The sequence below is a fragment of the Streptomyces sp. NPDC003036 genome (genome assembly GCF_040611175.1).
In the GTDB taxonomy this organism is placed as follows: domain Bacteria; phylum Actinomycetota; class Actinomycetes; order Streptomycetales; family Streptomycetaceae; genus Streptomyces.
Map to the genome: position 1 here is coordinate 55,868 of NZ_JBEXNO010000011.1, position 17,846 is coordinate 73,713.

A 17,846-nucleotide genomic window follows, 5' to 3' on the forward strand; every position below is an offset into this window, starting at 1 on the left:
CGCCGGGCGGTGGGGGCTGGACGCTGCGGCACACCGCGTCGTAACGTCGGCGCCGAGCCGTACCTAACGGCGTTAGTTTTAGTCGCCGGCCTCCGGAGGTCCCGTCGTGTCCGCACCCGCGAAGCTCCCGCCCTTCGACCCCAGCGACCCCCTCGGCATCGACGACCTCCTCGAACCCGAGGACCTCGCCATCCGCGACACCGTCCGCGACTGGGCCGCCGACCGGGTGCTGCCGCACATCGCCGAGTGGTACGAGAAGGGCGAGCTGCCCGGCATCCGCGAGCTGGCGCGCGAGCTCGGCTCCATCGGAGCGCTCGGCATGTCGCTGGAGGGGTACGGCTGCGCGGGCGCGAGCGCCGTCCAGTACGGACTGGCCTGCCTGGAGCTGGAGGCCGCCGACTCCGGCATCCGCTCCCTGGTCTCGGTCCAGGGCTCGCTCGCCATGTACGCCATCCACCGCTTCGGCTCCGAGGAGCAGAAGCAGCGCTGGCTGCCGTCGATGGCGGCGGGCGAGACCATCGGCTGCTTCGGCCTGACCGAGCCCGACCACGGCTCGGACCCGGCCGCGATGCGGACGTACGCCAAGAAGGACGGCACCGACTGGGTCCTCAACGGCCGCAAGATGTGGATCACCAACGGCTCGGTCGCCGGGGTCGCCGTCGTCTGGGCGCAGACGGACGAGGGCATCCGCGGCTTCGCCGTACCGACCGACAGCCCCGGTTTCTCCGCGCCCGAGATCACGCACAAGTGGTCGCTGCGCGCGAGCGTCACCAGCGAGCTGGTCCTGGACGACGTACGGCTCCCGGCCGACGCGGTGCTGCCGGGCGTCACCGGGCTGAAGGGGCCGCTCAGCTGTCTGAGCCATGCCCGTTACGGAATCGTGTGGGGCGCCATGGGCGCCGCGCGCTCCTCGTTCGAGGCGGCGCTTCAGTACGCGAAGACGCGTGAGCAGTTCGGCAAGCCCATCGGTGGCTTCCAGCTCACCCAGGCCAAGCTCGCCGACATGGCCGTGGAGCTGCACAAGGGCGTCCTGCTCGCCCATCACCTCGGGCGCCGGCTCGACGCCGGGAAGCTCCGCCCCGAGCAGGTCAGCTTCGGCAAGCTGAACAACGTGCGGGAGGCCATCGAGATCTGCCGCACCTCGCGGACGATCCTCGGCGCCAACGGGATCTCCCTCGAATACCCCGTCATGCGGCACGCCACCAACCTGGAATCGGTGCTCACCTACGAGGGCACCGTGGAGATGCACCAGCTCGTGCTGGGCAAGGCGCTCACCGGACTCGACGCCTTCCGGTAGGCGCCGGGCCCGGCCTGGGGGTGTCTCGTCGATCAGGCCGGATCAGGGAGCGGGGTCTGGGGGTCCCCCCAGGCGAAGCCGAGGGGGAGCGTGCAGACGCAAGGCGGAGGAGGGAGCCACTGCGGTGGGGGCACCTCCCGTGCCCGCAGGGCTACGGGGGACATGGGCGACCGACGACAACGCGGCAGATGCGCGTGCCAGGCGACGCGAGCCCGGCGTGATTGGCGAGACACCCCCTAGCTCTGGTTGAAGAAGCCGTCCTCGGTACGCGACCCGGCCTCGCCGTTGACGATCTCCGTGTTCGCGGGCGTCAGCAGGAAGACCCGGGTCGCCACGCGCTCGATCGAGCCGCGCAGCCCGAAGGTCAGGCCGGCCGCGAAGTCGACCACGCGCTTGGCGTCGGCGGGCTCCATGGTGGTGAGGTTCATGATGACCGGGACGCCGTCCCGGAAGAGCTCGCCGATCGCCCGGGCGTCCCGGAAGCCGTCCGGGGAGACCGTGGCGATCCGCCGGCCTTCCTCCTGCGCGGTCTCGGAGGCGACCCGCACCCGCGGGTCGGTCACCCAGGCGTCGCCGTCGCGGTCGCTTCCGGCGTACTCGTCGTCGTAGTAGCGCTCGTCGTTGTCCTCGACGAGACCCAGCCATGCACTCGCCTTGCGCACCGATCCCATGGACGCCTCCTTTCGTCGCGGTCACTTGTGGTTCCGCTATCCCTATGGTCGACCATCATGCGGATCGCGCGCCAAGTGGATAGTCGCCGCGCAGGCGATTCGTGACGGTACTGGTGCAGAGGATGTGGCGATTCGTCAAGATTCTGCGGGCATACGGCCCCTGAAGGAGGGCTTCCGCAACTCATATATGACATTCGGGCCGGATGGGTGAGCGAGCGGACGTACGGGTGAACGGATCAGGCCGATACGATGCCCGCCGCACAGTCGCACGACACACGGGGGAGCGGGAAAAGCACGTGTTCGGAATCGTCAGGCCCTGCACGCACAGACTCACCGACGGGCTCAAGACGGAGTGGATGGCCCATCTCTGCGGCCTCTGCCTGGCCCTGAGGGCGGATCACGGGCAGTTCGCCCGGATCGCCACCAACTACGACGGCCTCATCATCTCCGTTCTGACGGAGGCTCAGGCCGGGCCCGACCCGGCCGCGCGCCGCACCGCCGGACCCTGCCCGCTGCGCGCGATGCGCACCGCGCCGGTCGCGCGGGGCGAGGGCGCGCGGCTGGCCGCCGCCGTCTCGCTGGTGCTGGCCTCCGCGAAGGTACGGGACCATGTCGCCGACCGGGACGGGCTCCTGGCCCGCCGCCCGATGGCCGCCGCCGCCCGGCGCGTCGCCCGGGGCTGGGACCGCGCCGGCGCGAGGACCGGGCGCGAGCTCGGCTTCGACACGGCCGTCCTGGTCGACGCGGTGGACCGGCAGACCGGCATCGAGGCGCTGGCCGGCCCCGGTACGCCGCTGCTCGCGGTCACCGAGCCGACGGAGACCGCCACCGCCGCGGCCTTCGCGCACACCGCCGTCCTGGCGGGCCGGCCGTCGAACGCCGAGCCGCTGGCCGAGGCGGGCCGGCTCTTCGGACGCCTCGCGCACCTCCTCGACGCCGTCGAGGACCGGGAGGCCGACGCCGCGTCCGGCTCCTGGAACCCCCTCACCGCGACCGGCACCCCGCTCGCCGAGGCGCGGCGCCTCGCGGACGACGCGCTGCACGGGATACGGCTGGCCCTGCGGGACGCGGAGTTCGCGGACGACAAGCTGCTGCACGTGCTGCTCGCCCACGAGCTGCGCCGGTCGGTGGACCGGGCGTTCGGTTCGGCGAGCTGCTCGCACCAGGGGTACGGGAGCCAGGGGGCGTACGGCCCGCCGCAGCAGCCCGGCGGCCCGTACCCGGGAGGCCCGTACCAGGGCGCGCCCCACCCGTACGGCGGCCACCCCGGAGGGCCGGGCGGCGGCATGCCGCCCGGCTACGGCGGCGGGCCCGGTGGCGGGGAGCCGCCCCGGCCCAAGCCCCGCGGCTTCCTGGCCGGGTGTGCGGCCTTCACCTGGCTCTTCTGCACCTGCCAGATCTGCTGCGCCAAGGAGTACGAGGGCCCCTGGTCGCGCAAGAAGCGCGAGGGGTGCTGCCGCGACTGCGACTGCAACGTCGGAAGCTGCGACTGCTGCTGCCCCTGCGACGGCTGCTGACGCCCCGTACCGCAGGCCGGTCTCGCCGATTGCCCGGAAGGTCGAATCCGGCCGTCCCGGGCATCCGGCGCGACGCGGGCAACCGCGTCCTGCCGCACGTGACCGGTACGGCCGAAAGGCACCCTTGCGCGCAGTAGTTGATCCCGCGAATACTCCCGGAGCAGCGCTTGTCAGGGGCACGACGTGTTCGCAATCCGAACATCGCCGCGCCAAGGGCGAGTGAGCCTCTCCCCCAGAGGTGAACCGAGCCTCAAAAAGACCTGACTGCGCCTCACGGGCCCGACACCCCACGGCGGGCCCCCGATTCCCTCGGAGGAACGTGAAGTGAGGATCAAGCGCACCACCCCCCGCGGCGGCATAGCCAGACGCACCCGTCTGCTCGCCGTCTCCGTCGGTCTGGTCTCCGCCGCCGCCCTCGCGGTCCCCGCCGCGAACGCGGACTCTCCCCGGACCTACAGCGCGGCCGACCTGTCCGCCGCCGGCGCCGCCGTGCTGGAGGCCGACGTACCGGGCACCGCCTGGCACGTCGACGCCAAGACCAACACCCTGGTCGTGACCGCCGACTCGACCGTCTCGAAGGACGAGATCGCGAAGATCAAGCGCGAGGCCGGCGCCAACGCCGGCGCTCTGCGCATCGAGCGCACCCCGGGCAAGTTCACCAAGCTCATCTCCGGTGGCGACGCCATCTACGCCAGCAGCTGGCGCTGCTCCCTCGGCTTCAACGTCCGCGACAGCGCGGGCGCGTACTACTTCCTCACCGCCGGCCACTGCACCGACGGCGCGGGCACCTGGTACTCCAACTCCGGTCGCACCACGGTTCTGGGCTCCACCTCCGGGTCCAGCTTCCCGAACAACGACTACGGGATCGTCCGCTACACCAACAGCTCCGTCACCAAGTCCGGCACCGTCGGCAACGTGGACATCACCAGCGCCGCCAACGCCACCGTCGGCATGTCCGTCACCCGCCGCGGTTCCACCACCGGCACCCACAGCGGCAGCGTCACCGGCCTGAACGCCACGGTGAACTACGGCGGCGGCGACGTCGTCTACGGCATGATCCGGACGAACGTGTGCGCCGAGCCCGGCGACAGCGGCGGCCCGCTCTACTCCGGCAGCCGCGCCATCGGCCTCACCTCCGGCGGCAGCGGCAACTGCTCCTCCGGCGGGACCACCTTCTTCCAGCCGGTCACCGAGGCGCTGAGCGCGTACGGCGTCAGCGTCTACTGATCGGTCCGCCGACGCGCCCTTCCGGGTGAGTCCCCCGGCCGGAATCCGGCCGGGGGACTCGACGCGCTGCCCGCGGTCGTCCACATTTGAGGGGATGTGAGGACGGTCGGGCACAGGACGGTCGGGCACAGGGGAGCGGGGGGCGGATGAAGCGCATCGGAGTGACCGGCCACAGGGACATCCCCGACGAGCTCCACGCCCATGTCCGCGCCGCGATGCAGGCGGCGTTCCTGGGGCACGACGGAGCCCTGGAGGCGTTCTCCAGCCTCGCCACCGGGGCGGACCAGCTCTTCGCGGACATCGCGCTGGCGTGCGGGGCCGAGCTGGTCGCCGTCATCCCGAGCGGGGACTACGAGGACGGCTTCGCGGACGCCGCCGAACTGGCCCGCTACCGGTGCCTGAGGAAGCGCGCCACCCGGGAGGTCCGGATGGCGTTCCCGCACTCCACCGACGAGGCGTACTACGCGGCCGGCACGTACATCGCCGACCACTGCGACCGGCTGCTCGCGGTCTGGGACGGCCGCCCGGCGCGCGGCCTGGGCGGCACGGGCGACATCGTGCGGTACGCCCGCGAGCGGGGCAAACCGGTGACGGTCATCTGGCGCGCGGGCGTCGAGCGTGCCTGAGGGCGCGGCGCTGAGGCCGCGGCGCTGACGGCAGCCCTGATCCCTACCTGCGGTGCTGCACCAGCCAGTCCGTGTGCTGCGGCGAGACGATGCGCTCGGTCTCGTACACCGCCGCCGACCACCTGTCCTCGCCGACCGTCGTCTCCATCGCGGTGTGCATCGCCGCGAGGTCCTCCTCCACCAGCGAGTGCGCGGCGATGAGCGGCTGGTGCCGGCGGATCTCGCTCCAGGCGACACCGGAGGCCGCCGCGGCGGACAACAGGCCCGCGAGCACGGCCGACCCGCCGGCGGAGAAGGTCTGGAACAGCCCGAGGAGGAAGGCGACGAGGGTGAGCACGGCGGTGCTGGCCCGCCACAGGGCGGTGGCCCGCCGCGACACCTCCGTCCGCCGGTGGTACCAGTTGCGCTGCTCGATCAGCCGGTCCCGTACGTACGTCTCCTTGCGTACCCGGAAGGGCTTGTCGCGCAGCATCCGCATGGCCGGGGTGATGAGGTCGGCTCCGGTGTCGTGGCCCTGTTCCCGGGGGTCCAGCCAGCCGACCTTGCGCAGTTCGGCGAGCCCCTCCTCCAGGCGGAGGAGGAATTCCCCTTCCGGGTCGCGGGAGTCGGCGTCGAAGGGGGCGCCGTGGACCGCGTACCGCCAGCACATCGATTTGATGAACTCCGCCGCGGAACGGTTCAGTTGCCAATGCGACTTCGCGCGGCGCCTGGAGGCGCGGTAGCCGGCCAGGAGTACGCCGGCGTACGCCAAAGCGCTGAGCGCGCCCGCGAGTTGGAAGGTGGATCCGATCCGCCAGCCACCGGGCATCGCCGCCAGGCAGGCGCCGAGCACCAGCAGGAGCAGCTGTGTCCGGGTGTCCCGCACCGCCTCGCGCTGCCGGGCGATGGCTATCTCGTCCGCCCGGTGGAACAGCGCCGGCAGATCCGCGTTTCGGAAGACCATGCTCTGCAGTGGGCCCTGATACCCGGTCATACGCACCCCCGTCTGCGGTTTTGTGTCACTCTTTCGGTGGAATGGATCGTTCCGGGGAGGTCGGGGAATACTGGCGCAACGCATTTGTTTCAACTGTTCGCGCTGATTTGCCGTGAGTGGCCACGAGAGTAAAGTCGTGCCGCCGACACTGCAACGGTGCGGTTCCCCTCAGATCGCCACATATGCCCAAGGACGGCCGCCGTGAGCTTTCAGACCTCTATGACATTCGCTGTCGCGAAGAAGAATCGTGTCCCGCTCGCCGAGATCGACGTGCGGGCGGCGGAAGCGGCCAAGAAGATCAGCCGGGTGATGCCCGCCATCGGTGACCGTACCGGACGCGGGGCGACGTTCAACTCCGCGCTCTGAAGCGGCCGAAAACAGCCCTGAAGTAGCTCTAAACTGGCGGAATGACCGGACCGCTGGTCCCTTTCCGCGAGATCGTTCTGAAAGTGCACAGCAGGTGCGATCTCGCATGCGACCACTGCTATGTGTACGAACACGCTGATCAGAGCTGGCGTACCCGCCCGAAGGCGATCTCTGACGAGGCGATTTCCTGGACAGCTCTGCGACTGGCCGAGCATGCGAAGGAACATGCCCTGCCCTCCGTGACAGTGATCCTGCACGGAGGGGAGCCGCTGCTGGCAGGACCGGCCCGGCTGCGGCGCGTCTGTGAGGAACTGACCCGGACGCTCGGCCCCCATACCGCGCTCGACCTGCGCATCCACACCAACGGCCTCCAGCTCGGCCCCCGCTACCTCGACCTCTTCGCCGAGTACGACGTCCGCGTGGGCATCTCCCTCGACGGCGACAAGGCCGCCAACGACCGCCACCGCCGCTTCGCCGACGGCCGCTCCAGCCACCCCCTCGTCCTCCGGGCCGTCGGGCTGCTGCGCCAGGAGCGCTACCGCCACCTCGACCTCGGGCTGCTCTGCACCATCGACGTGGCCAACGACCCCGTCGCCGTCTACGACGCGCTGGCCGCGCTCGAACCGCCGCGCATCGACTTCCTGCTGCCGCACGCCACCTGGCAGAACCCGCCGCCCCGCCCGGACGGCTCGCCCACCGCGTACGCCGACTGGATCCTCACCGTCTTCGACCGGTGGGACCGGCAGGGCAGGCCCGTCCCCGTACGGCTCTTCGAGTCGGTGCTCTCCACCCTCAGCGGCGGCCCCAGCCTCACCGAATCCCTCGGCCTCGCCCCCACCGACCTCGTCGTGGTGGAGACCGACGGCACCCTCGAACAGGTCGACTCGCTCAAGAGCGCCTACGACGGCGCCGCCGCCACCGGGTTCGACGTGTACCGGCACTCCTTCGACGAGGTGGCCGCCCACCCCGGCGTCCGCGTCCGCCAGCTCGGGCTCGCCGGGGTGAGCGCCACCTGCCGGCGCTGCCCCGTGGTCCGCTCCTGCGGCGGCGGGCTCTACACCCACCGCTACCGCGCGGACGGCACCGGCTTCGCCAACCCCTCCGTCTACTGCGCCGACCTCGAAGCACTGGTGCGCGGCATCGAGGACCGCACGGCGGCGCGGACGGCGTCCCCCGCCGTGGCCGACCCGGCCGCCCTCGTCGCCGAACAGCACGACCTGACCCGCGTCCTCCTCGCCGAGCTGCACAGCCGGCTCGACGGGCGCGGCGGCGAGCCGTGGGACGAGGCCTGGGAGCTCGCCGCCGCCGTCGAACACCGCTCCGACGGCCTCGACGAGGTGCTGGCCCACCCCTACACCCGCACCTGGCTCCTCGAATCCCTCGACGCCCTGCACGAGGACCGCCCCACCGCACCCGCCCTCGCCCGCCAGCTGGCGCGGTACGTCGCCGCCGCGGCCGTGCGCGGCCGGGTCGACACCCGGGTCCGCGTCCCGCACCCGGGCGGCCCGCTGCACCTGCCGACGCTCGGCGTGCTGGCCGGCCACGCCTCCGGCGCCGTGGAGGTACGGGCGACCGCGGACGGCTTCGTCGTCCGGGCCGGCCGCGCCGAGCAGCGCGTCGAACGGCTCGACGAGGAGGGCCCCCGCTGGCTCCCCGTGCGGCGCCCCGCGGGCGGCGGCCGCGCGCTCGACGACCTCGACCCGTACCGCGACCGCTTCGCCGCGCCCGCCACCGGGCGGCTCACCGCCGCCGACGCCGCCGACTGGAGCGGGCGCCTGGAGGCCGCCTGGCGGCTGCTGCGGGACACCGTGCCCGGCCAGGCCGCCGAGGCCGCCGCCCATCTGACGACCCTGACCCCGGTCACCGGGACCGCGCCCTGCGTGGGACGCCACGGCTACGGCGCGCTCGGGCTGCCGATGCGGGGCGGCGCCGACGAGCTGGCACGGGCGCTGCTGCGCGGTTTCCGGCGCGCCAAGCTGCGGGCGCTGTGCGACGTGACGGACCTCTACGCGCAGGACGGCGCCTGGAGCCACCCCGCACCCTGGCAGCAGGCGCCGGTTCCGGTCTCCGCGCTGCTCGCCGGGGCGTACGAACGGGCCGGCCTCGCGGCGTACGAACCCGGCCACCGGGAACACGCCGCACACGCCGAGCGGGCCCTGGACCGACTCGACGGCGCCGCCGAGCTCACCGTCAGCGGCAAAGCGCTGGTGGCCGCCTTGCGGGAAGAGCTGCGCCATGGCCACGGATGACTGAAAAGCGGCGTTGATTGACTGAACGTCGTGGGGGCGGAGCGAACCTGCTCCGGAATGATTGATTCGCTCGTATCCTTCCCATCCTTGATGCGAGTGGTTCACACAGGACGGGGGTCGCGTGACGTCACCGCAGCGGCGAGGGGCGGACCATCGGCCGTACTTTTTTCTGAGTTACGCGCACACGCCGAGGTACGGAGCCGGAGGCCCCGATCCCGACATGTGGGTGGAGCGGCTGTTCCGCGATCTGTGCGGCCATGTAATGGCCATGACCGATCTGCCGGCCGGGGCCGAAGCCGGATTCATGGACCGGGAGATACGCTCCGGAGAAGGCTGGTCGGAACGGCTGGGTGAGGTCCTGGCCAACTGCCGGGTCTTCGTCCCGCTCTTCTCACCGCGCTATTTCGCCAGCGAGATGTGCGGCAAGGAATGGTTCGCCTTCGCCCAGCGCGCCATCTACCACCAGGCGAAACACAACAGACCCGCCGACGCCATCGTCCCCGCCCTCTGGGTCCCCGTCCCCCCGGAACAGCTCCCCGGCCCCGCCGAACGGCTCCAGTTCAACCACCGCGCCTTCGGCGACCGCTACGTCACCGACGGACTGTACGGCCTGATCAAACTCCGCATATTCGCCGAGGAGTACGAAAGGGCCGTCTACGAACTGGCCAAACGGATCGTCTCCGTCGCCGACTCCACCGCCATCGGACCCGGCAGACCCGTCGACTACCGGCTCGCCCCCAGCGCCTTCGGCCAGCCCGGCGGCGGCCCCCGCCCCATCCAGGTCACCGTCGCCGCCCCCACCCGCCACGACCTCCCCGAGGGCCGCGCCCCCGAGTACTACGGCGACCTGCCGCAGGACTGGAACCCGTACCACCCCGAATCCTCCCGGCCCCTCGCCTACGTCGCCCAGGACCTCGTCCGCGCGCTCAACTACCAGGCCACGGTCGCCTCCTTCGACCACGACACCGGGCCGCTGGACGCCAAGCAGCCCCCCACCCGGCCCGAGATACTCCTCGTCGACCGCTGGGCCCTCCAGGACGAGGACCGCCGCGAGCGGCTGGCCGCCTTCGACGCCGAACACCGGCCCTGGGTCAGCGTCGTCGTCCCCCGCAACCACATGGACTACCAGAGCCGCGCCGCCGACACCGAGCTCACCCAGAAGCTCGAGGCGACCATGCCCGTCAAGATGAGCCAGGGCCGCGCCGCCAGCCGCGCCGCCGCCCGCGGCGTACCGAGCATGGAGGCCTTCGGCCAGATCCTGCCCCAGGTGGTCGAGGCGGCCGCCCAGCAGTACCTGCGGCACGCCGCGGTCTACCCGCCGGCCGGCGGCCGCCACACCGAGCGGCCACGGCTGCGCGGCCCGATGGCGGGCGAGTTCGGCACCACGCACTTCATCCCCGAGACGCACGAGATCGCGCCCGATGCGGAGGACTTGGATGACCGCCAGTCGTGACGGACGCCGTGACGGACGCATCGTCACCTTCTACTCGTACAAGGGTGGTACGGGACGGACGATGGCCCTGGCCAACACGGCCTGGATCCTCGCCGCGAACGGCAAGCGGGTCCTGGCCGTCGACTGGGACCTGGAGGCGCCCGGCCTGCACCGCTTCTTCCACCCCTTCCTCGACCCGTCCACGCTCGGCGCCACCACCGGCGTCATCGACCTGATCACCGAGTACGCCTGGGCCGCCACCAGCCCCGTCCAGCGGCCCGACGACTGGCACCGCGACTACGCGCGCATCCAGCCGCACGCCGTCTCCCTCACCCCCGAGGCGCTCGGCTGGCAGTTCCCCGACGGCGGCACCCTCGACTTCGTCTCCGCCGGACGGCAGAACCGCGAGTACTCCGCCACCGTCTCCACCTTCGACTGGGACAACTTCTACGACCGCCTCGGCGGCGGGCACTTCTTCGACGCCCTGCGCGACGACATGAAGGCCGCCTACGACTACGTCCTCATCGACAGCCGCACCGGCCTCAGCGACATCGCCGACATCTGCACCGTCCACCTCCCGGACGCCCTGGTCGACTGCTTCACCCTGAGCGACCAGTCCATGGACGGCGCCGCCGCCGTCGCCCGCCAGATCGACGAGCGGTACGGCGGCCGCGGCATCCGGATCTTCCCCGTCCCCATGCGCATCGACGAGGGCGAGAAGGAGAAGGCCGACGCCGGGCGCGCCCTGGCCCGGCTGAAGTTCGACGGCTTCCCCAGCGGGCTCACCGGCGAGGAGCTCGCCTCCTACTGGGGCGCCGTCGAGATCCCGTACCGGCCCTACTACGCCTACGAGGAGACCCTCGCCACCTTCGGCGACGACGCCGGCATCGCCAACTCGCTGCTCTCCGCCTTCGAGCGGCTCACCGCCGTCATCACCGACGGCGAGGTCACCGCCATGCCGTCCGTCAACGACGAGGTGCGGCTGCGGATCCGGGACGCCTTCACCCGCCGCCGCCCCGCGCAGCCCGCCGACCTGTTCCTGTCGTACGTCGCCGAGAACCGCATGTGGGCCGACTGGATCGAGTCCGTCCTCACCCGGGCCGGCTTCCGCGTCGTCCCCCGCGACGTCTCCGCCGACCCCGCCGTCTCCGGCAGCGATCCCCTGGAGGCCGCCGAGAGCGCCGCCCGCACGGTGGTCCTGCTCTCCAGCGCCTACCTGAAGTCCTCCCGCGCCGTGCAGGTCTGGGAGCGGGCCGCCGCCGAGGACCCGGGCGGCGGGCGGCGCCAGCTGCTGCCGGTGCGCGTCGGCGACGTCCGGCTCACCGCCCCGTACATCGACAGGAACCCCGTGGACCTGTACCGGCTCGACGAGGTGGGCGCCACCGCCGCGCTGCTGCGCGCCCTGGACCGGCCCGTCAAGCTCAACGAAGGCGTGCCGCCCGGGCCGCGGTTCCCCGGCACCGTGCCCAAGATCTGGAACGCGCCGCCCCGCAACCCCGGCTTCACCGGCCGGTCGATGGTGCTGGAGCGGATGCGCGACCAGCTCGGCGGCGGGCTGGCCGTCGTCCTGCCGCAGCCGCAGACCCTGTACGGGCTCGGCGGCGTCGGCAAGACGCAGGTGGCGCTGGAGTACGTGCACCGCTTCATGGCCGACTACGACCTGGTGTGGTGGATTTCCGCCGAGCAGACGGACGACGTCATCGCCTCGCTGGCCGAGCTCGCCGTACGGCTCGGCGCGCAGGTCGGCGAGGACATGGCCTCCGCGTCCCAGGAGGCCATCGACCTGCTGCGGCGCGGGGTGCCCACCAACCGCTGGCTGCTCGTCTTCGACAACGCCGACGACCCCGACGCGCTGAAGCGCTTCTTCCCCACGGGCGGCCACATCCTGGTCACTTCCCGGAACCAGACGTGGTCGCAGTACGGGGACGCGCTGCCCGTCGACGTGTTCCTGCGCGAGGAGTCCATCGAGCACCTCCAGCGCCGCGCCAAGGGGCTGAGCGTCGAGGACGCCGACAAGGTGGCGACCGCCGTCGGCGACCTGCCGCTCGCCGTCGAGCAGGCGGCCGCCTGGATCGCGGAGACCGCCACGCCCGTCTCCGCCTACCTGGAGCAGCTGGATCAGGCCGCCGCCAGGACCCTGGCCCTCAACCAGCCGGCCGGCTACCCGGAGCCGGTCGCCGCCACCTGGAACGTCTCCATCGAGCGGCTCCAGGAGCGCTCACCGGCCGCCGTGCGGCTGCTCCAGCTGTGCGCCTTCTTCGCGCCCGAACCGATCCACGCCAACCTGCTGTACAGCAAGCAGATGATCGAGGCGCTCAAGCCGTACGACGCGTCGCTCCAGGAGAAGCTGGTGCTGGGGCGGGTGATCCGGGAGATCGGGCGGTTCGCCCTCGCCAAGGTCGACCAGGTCTCCAACTCCATCCAGGTGCACCGGCTGGTGCAGGCCGTCATCCGCGCCCAGCTCTCCGAGGAGGAGCAGAAGGAGGCCCGGCACGCCGTCCACCGCATCCTCGCCGGGGCGCGCCCCGACGACGACGAGCCGATCGACAACCCCGAGACCTGGCCCCGGTTCGCCACCATCTGGCCCCACCTCGGCCCGTCGGAGGCGCGCCTGTGCCGGGACCCCGAGACCCGGCGGCTCCTCATCGACCGGGTGCGCTACCTGTGGAAGCGCGGCGACTGGCAGACCGCGTGGTCGCTCGGCACCGAGCTGCGTGACGCGTGGCGCGAGATGCTGGGCAACGACGACCTCCAGTACCTCTACCTGCGCTTCCACCTGTCGAACATCCTGCGGTCGCAGGGCCGTTACGTGGAGGCCCGGGAGCTCGACGAGGTCACCCTGGAGCGGCAGCGGGAGGTCCTCGGCCCCTCGCACCCGCACACGTACATGACGACCAGCGGGCTCGCCATGGACCTGGGCACGCTGGGCGAGTACGGCAGAGCCATGGAGCTGGCGACCGAGGCGCACGAGGGCTTCAGCCAGATCTTCCACGAGGCCCACCCGAGGACGCTGGCCGCCGCCAACAACCTGGCGCTCAACCTGCGCATGGTCGGGCAGTACGCCCGGGCCCGGGAGATCGACCAGGAGGTCTTCGACCGCCGCACCGAGGTGCTGGGGCCCGAGCACCCGTACACCCTGTCGTCCGCCACCTCGCTCGCCCGCGACCTGCGGGAGGTCGGGCGGTACGAGGACTCGGTGACGCTGCTGAGCCGGACGTACCAGATCTACAAGGACACCCTCGGCCGGGCCTTCCCCGGCACGCTCGCGGCGGCCAAGTCGCTCGCCGTGTCGCTGCGGCGGGCCGGGCGCCTGGAGGACGCGCGGCGGCTCACCACCGCCACCCGGAACCGGTACCGCGCCAAGTACACCTCGGCCAACCCCGACTCCCTCGCCTGCGACCTCAACCTGGCGGCGGACCTGTACGCGGCCGGGGAGCCGGTGGCGGCGCGGGACCTCGCGCAGGAGGTCGTGGACCAGTACATGAAGGTGCCGGGGGAGCGGCACCCTTACACCCTCGCCGCGCTCAACAACCTCGGCATCTACCAGTGGGGCTGCGGGATGCCCGACACCGCCGAGCAGACCCTCCAGGCCACGCTGCGGGTGCTGCGGGAGGTGCTCGGCGACCGGCACCCGCACGTGCTGTTCTGCACGGTGAACCTCGCCAACGCCAAGGCGGATCTCGGCGAGCTGGAGGAGGCGCTGGGCATCGAGCGCCGCACGGTGGGCGCCCTGCGCGAGGTGCTGGGCGGCAACCACCCGGAGGTGCTGGCCGTCGCCTCCAACATGTCCGTGACGCTCGGCGCGCTGGGCCGCAAGGACGAGGCGTCGCACCTGCGCGCCGAGACCGCGGAGGAGCTCTCGCGCCAGCTCGGAGAGGACCACGCGCTGACGCGCCTGGCCCGCGACGAGCGCCGGGTGCACCGGGACCTGGAGCCGCTGGCGGTGTGAGGCCGGTCCGCTCAGAGGACGGGTGGCCTGCCGGCGCGAGTCAGTCGGGCCACCGTGCCCCAGCTCATCGGCGAGCGTTGCCCGTACCCGCCGCGCAGCCCGTCCCGGAACCCGTCGAAGGAGGCCCGCAGCGCGGCCTTGTCCCGGAACCGCCACAGGGTCAGCAGGACAAAGGTGGTCAGGTTGAGCGGCACCAGGACGCGAGGCAGGTTCCGGCGGGCCAGCCACACTCGGTTGCGGGCGTTGAGCCGGTAGAACGTGGCGTGCCGGGCGGGGTCGGTCGCGGGGTGGTGCACGACAATGTCCGGCAGGTACTTGCCCGTTCCGCCTTTGTTCCAGAGTCGCCAGGCCAGGTCGATGCCCTCGTGGAACAGGAAGAAGTGCCCGGGCCAGCCGCCGACCGCCTCGAACACCGCGCGCCGGACCATGACGACCCCTTCGGCCATGACGGTCACGACGCCGGGCCGTGCCGGGTCGGAGGCTCGCAGCCGGGGCACCCAGCGGCGCAGGGTGACGCCCGTGTCCGGGTCGGCGATGCGCGGCTGCGCGTACGCCAGGCCGGGTTCGCCGTCGAGCGCGGCGGCCAGCCGGGCCAGGGCATCGGTGTCCGGCAGGTGGGCGTCGTTGTCGAAGAAGAACAGGTAGTCGCCGGTGACGTTCGCGGCCCCGACGTTACGTCCCTCGGGGATGCCGACGTTCTCGGCGAGCTCGACCGTCCGCACGCCGGGTGGCACCTGCTGGGGCGCGCAGCCGTTGCCCACGACGATCACGTCCAGCTCGATGTTTTCCTGAGCGAGGAGCGACGCCATGGCCCGAGGAAACTCCTTGGGCCGGTCGTTCATGGTCAAGACCACGGCGCCGACGGTCGGGCGGTGTACACCAGGGCTCATGAGGACGGGTCCTTCACTGCGATGACCGTATGGACCGGGCTACCTTAGCCCTGGCTCGGTCGACCCCGGGCGGCCGAGCTCAGGGCACTCAGGGCGCACTCCAGGGCCGTGAAGAGCGCTGGGTCGGTCTCGGGCCGGTCATGACGCGGTCGGCGATCCACGAGTGAATCGGTGACGGCGAAGACGGCTGCCGCGTCGATGCCCCGGTATTCGGCGACGGTGAAGACCCCTGCTGCTTCCATGTCGGCGGTCAGGACGCCGAGGCCGCTGTATCGGGCGACCTCGGCAGCCGTTTCCCGGTACGGGGCGTCCGTCGTCCATCCCGTTCCCCGCCGCACGGTGACACCCCGGCCGCGCAGAGCCTCGGCGACGCGCTCGCTGAGGTCCATGGAAGGCCTGACGTGCGTGCCGGGAGGGAGGTAGTGGTAGGAGACTCCCTCGTCGCGTAGTGCGTTGTCGCACACCACCAGCTCGCCAGCGGGCAGGTCGGTGCGGAGGGAGGCGGCGGTGCCGACGGTGATGACCCGCTTCACACCGAGGGCGACGAGCTGTTCCAGTACCAGGGCGGCCGCCGGTGCCCCGAGGCCGAAACCGCCGCACACACCGAGTCGGCGGCCCTGGCGTTCCAGTACCAGGAGGCCTCCCCGGACCCAGTTCAAGCGCCGACTCGGGTAGGCCGATGCGGCGTGATCGAGGACGCGCCGCTGGTAGACCAGGACCACCCCGTCAACGTAGGCCAGCGTCGCGGTGGGCAGTCGAGCCCGCAGGTAGTCGGCGTGCTCTCCCGGATCGGTGACCGCCGGGAGAGCGTGCTTGCCGAGGTACAGCGGAAAGCTCATGCTCGGGATTCCCGTTCGACGAGCGCGGCCGCGAACTGCTGCTCGGCGCCCACGCTGACGTGGTTCACCACGTGCCACGGCAACGTGGATTCCTCCATGTGCCGGAGGTGGCGGTCGTAGTCCAGGCCATGCTTGGCCAGCGCGGTGACGAGCTGGTCCTTGGTGATGGTATGCAGGTCGATACCGGCGTCGTAAAGGTCTTCCAGCACGTGGCCGACGCGCCGGTCGCCGCGTGAACAGACGACCTCCAGATGCATCCGACTCACTGCGAACTGTTCCACCCGGTAGTGCTGCTCGTACTCCTCGTCACCGACGAGTTGGCGGAGCCGGGCGGCGACCCGGTCTCCGTACTCCTGGACCAGGTCCGGGTCCGCCATGCGGAGACGCTGGCTGACCGTGCCGGGCTTGGGCATGAACTGGTGGAGCTTGACGATCACGGCCCCGTCAGGGTGGCCGAGCCGCTGGCGGACATCGAGCGCGTAGTCGGCGATGGCGAGCCGGTCGGCTTCGTGCTCGCCGGGTGCGCCGATGATGAAGTACAGCATCACCGTGTTGACGTGCTCGCTTTCGCGGCACAGGTCGATGGCCTTGTGCACGCGCTCGCGCTTCTGCGTCTTGCCGTACAGGGCGACGAGGTCGGGCGCCGCCCACTCGGGGGCGATGGTGACGATGCCACGCGCCTGGGACAGGTTCAGTTCGGTGAACAGGTGGCCGAAGTCGCCGAGTTCGGTCACTGCCTTCAGGTAGTCGGCGCTGATCTCGTCGGCGCGGATGGAGCCGATGATCGTGGTGACCTTCCTACCCTGGTCCGCCGCGCGGTCGGCATAGGCGCGAATGTGGTCCAGCAGCTCACGCCGGTACTTGTACTGGGTGAACGTCGGCGCACTGATGATGATCTTGGGGATCTTGTGGGCTTCGAGCCGGTCCACGTAGTCCTTGAGCAGGTCGAGCGGAGCTTGCCGAAACGGCGGGACGCCGAGGTTGCAGTACCCGCAGTCGTGGAGGCAGCCGAGGACCGGGTAGAGGCCGGCGGCTGTGCCGTCGGTGACCGGGTAGCAGAAGTGGGCAGGGTGCAGAGTGTCGACGGTGAGGTACTGGGCGAACACCCGGTCCGGGACCATGAGGCTGGTGGGGCGGACTGCGGAGACGCCACCGCCGGGCAGGAACTCGCACTCGTACATCGAGGGCACGTACAGGCCGGGGACGCGGGCGATCTGCTCGTGCAGCGACGCGCGGTCGGCGGGCTTCTCGCGGTGGGCGTAGACGATCCGCAGTAGCTCGGGCAACGACTGCTCGGCCTCGCCGATGGCCACGACGTCGAGATAGTCGGCCAGCGGCTCGGGGTCCGCGAGGCCACTGTTCCCACCCACGACCAGAGGGTGCAGTCCGGGCACGCGGTCGGCCGTGCGCCGGGGGACGCCCGCGAGGTCGAGGAGGCGGAGCACGCTGTGCAGGTCACCGGAGTTGATGACCGAGATGCCGATGACGTCGGCCTGAGCGACCGGCAGCGGGGATTCGATGCTGCGGTACGGCTCCCCGCCGGGTGTGGTCAGCCGGTTGCCGTCCCGTACGAGGCAGTCGTACTCGATGGCGCGCTCGGCGACGGCCGGGATGTCCGGGGTACGGTTGATCAGGTCGCGCAGCGACATGGGCCCGTTGCACATCAGGCTGTAGGCGTGCCCGAACGGCATGAGGAACACCATGCGTAGCAACCCATCCGGGTCCTTGGGCTCGTACGGGTCGGCGAGCGGGATCTCACGGGCACGGATGCCGTCGATCTCGCGCTGGAGCAGGGACATGCGGATCTCCT

At 71.5% G+C, this 17,846-nt stretch carries 13 protein-coding genes; 8 read left to right on the plus strand and 5 right to left on the minus strand.

Annotated features, from left to right (window positions below; translation table 11 throughout):
- Positions 1–106: 106 nt before the first annotated feature.
- Positions 107–1,297, plus strand: coding sequence for an acyl-CoA dehydrogenase family protein (locus ABZX67_RS10705; RefSeq protein ID WP_355357053.1), 1,191 nt, complete (start codon positions 107–109; stop codon positions 1,295–1,297).
- Positions 1,298–1,533: 236 nt separating this feature from the next.
- Here the strand turns inward: ABZX67_RS10705 and sepF are convergent, their stop codons facing one another.
- Positions 1,534–1,968, minus strand: coding sequence for a cell division protein SepF (sepF, locus tag ABZX67_RS10710; RefSeq protein WP_355357055.1), 435 nt, complete (start codon positions 1,966–1,968; stop codon positions 1,534–1,536).
- A gap of 296 nt (positions 1,969–2,264) precedes the next feature.
- On the opposite strand from sepF, the gene ABZX67_RS10715 reads away from it, so the two are divergent.
- The 3 genes from ABZX67_RS10715 to ABZX67_RS10725 all read left to right on the plus strand — a co-directional run bounded on the left by ABZX67_RS10715 (position 2,265) and on the right by ABZX67_RS10725 (position 5,338).
- The gene (locus ABZX67_RS10715; RefSeq protein WP_355357057.1) at positions 2,265–3,485 is read left to right on the plus strand and encodes a DUF5685 family protein; all 1,221 of its coding nucleotides are present in this window, start codon (positions 2,265–2,267) and stop codon (positions 3,483–3,485) included.
- A gap of 324 nt (positions 3,486–3,809) precedes the next feature.
- Positions 3,810–4,712 (plus strand): S1 family peptidase, encoded by a 903-nt coding sequence (locus tag ABZX67_RS10720; protein WP_355357059.1) that lies wholly within the window; start codon positions 3,810–3,812, stop codon positions 4,710–4,712.
- 146 nt (positions 4,713–4,858) lie between these two features.
- The gene (locus tag ABZX67_RS10725) at positions 4,859–5,338 is read left to right on the plus strand and encodes a hypothetical protein (RefSeq protein WP_355357061.1); all 480 of its coding nucleotides are present in this window, start codon (positions 4,859–4,861) and stop codon (positions 5,336–5,338) included.
- Positions 5,339–5,381: 43 nt separating this feature from the next.
- Here ABZX67_RS10725 and ABZX67_RS10730 read toward each other — a convergent pair whose 3' ends face one another.
- Positions 5,382–6,281, minus strand: a complete 900-nt coding sequence (locus tag ABZX67_RS10730; RefSeq protein WP_355357063.1) for a DUF4231 domain-containing protein — start codon at positions 6,279–6,281, stop codon at positions 5,382–5,384.
- A 249-nt stretch (positions 6,282–6,530) separates the two neighbouring features.
- On the opposite strand from ABZX67_RS10730, the gene ABZX67_RS10735 reads away from it, so the two are divergent.
- The 4 genes from ABZX67_RS10735 to fxsT all read left to right on the plus strand — a co-directional run bounded on the left by ABZX67_RS10735 (position 6,531) and on the right by fxsT (position 14,307).
- Entirely contained in the window at positions 6,531–6,677 is a 147-nt protein-coding gene (locus ABZX67_RS10735; RefSeq protein ID WP_355357065.1) for an FXSXX-COOH protein, read from the plus strand.
- A gap of 41 nt (positions 6,678–6,718) precedes the next feature.
- Positions 6,719–8,926, plus strand: coding sequence for a radical SAM/SPASM protein FxsB, inactivated metallohydrolase extension form (gene fxsB / locus ABZX67_RS10740; RefSeq protein ID WP_355357067.1), 2,208 nt, complete (start codon positions 6,719–6,721; stop codon positions 8,924–8,926).
- 121 nt (positions 8,927–9,047) lie between these two features.
- Positions 9,048–10,379 (plus strand): FxsC protein, encoded by a 1,332-nt coding sequence (fsxC, locus tag ABZX67_RS10745; protein WP_355357069.1) that lies wholly within the window; start codon positions 9,048–9,050, stop codon positions 10,377–10,379.
- Complete coding sequence (fxsT, locus tag ABZX67_RS10750; RefSeq protein WP_355357071.1) at positions 10,363–14,307, plus strand: FxSxx-COOH system tetratricopeptide repeat protein; 3,945 nt, start codon at positions 10,363–10,365, stop codon at positions 14,305–14,307. The genes fsxC and fxsT overlap by 17 nt, the downstream gene beginning before the upstream one ends.
- An 11-nt stretch (positions 14,308–14,318) precedes the next feature.
- Here fxsT and ABZX67_RS10755 read toward each other — a convergent pair whose 3' ends face one another.
- Genes ABZX67_RS10755 through ABZX67_RS10765 form a run of 3 tightly spaced genes read right to left on the minus strand, consistent with a single transcriptional unit; the run spans position 14,319 to position 17,835 of the window.
- Positions 14,319–15,197: a glycosyltransferase gene (locus ABZX67_RS10755; protein WP_355357073.1), complete on the minus strand. Its 879-nt coding sequence runs from the start codon at positions 15,195–15,197 to the stop codon at positions 14,319–14,321.
- A 44-nt stretch (positions 15,198–15,241) separates the two neighbouring features.
- Entirely contained in the window at positions 15,242–16,036 is a 795-nt protein-coding gene (locus tag ABZX67_RS10760; RefSeq protein ID WP_355357075.1) for a nucleoside phosphorylase, read from the minus strand.
- Positions 16,033–17,835, minus strand: a complete 1,803-nt coding sequence (locus ABZX67_RS10765) for a radical SAM protein (RefSeq protein WP_355357077.1) — start codon at positions 17,833–17,835, stop codon at positions 16,033–16,035. The genes ABZX67_RS10760 and ABZX67_RS10765 overlap by 4 nt, the downstream gene beginning before the upstream one ends.
- Positions 17,836–17,846 lie beyond the last annotated feature (11 nt).